The following is a 357-nucleotide window of genomic DNA, read 5'->3' as shown; positions in this document are numbered from 1 at the left end:
GCCATATCACGTTATCATTCAGCGGAACATCCCGGTAAGGATCGCAGAGACACAGCGCATTGCGCCTTTTTCTCCTCAGCGTTTTTCGTGTTAAATCCGCCTTACCCACCGCGGATTCAATCCCCGGTTCGGCCATTTTTCGATACATGCCGGCTAACGCAATAACGTCATACACTCTTTTGATATCTTTGCCAAAAAACATGGTATGGCTGTCCAGGTCCAGGGTCTGAACAATCACCTTTCTTCGGGGCGGCATGGCGTTAAGCAGTAATCTGGCATTGATCACATCCATATCATCATGGCCATGCATTAAATAAACCACGGACTCCTGCCAGTGATGAACGCACCACTCTTCAA

Annotated in this window: 1 protein-coding gene; it reads right to left on the bottom strand. The window is 48.5% G+C overall.

Going from position 1 to position 357, the window contains the following annotated elements:
• The coding region (locus ACU8YC_RS28580; protein ID WP_446896465.1) for a hypothetical protein at positions 1–357 on the bottom strand (357 nt) is incomplete at both ends.

This window comes from Citrobacter sp. VF227 (assembly GCF_052950715.1).
This window is presented reverse-complemented; position numbering and strand designations above follow the sequence as displayed.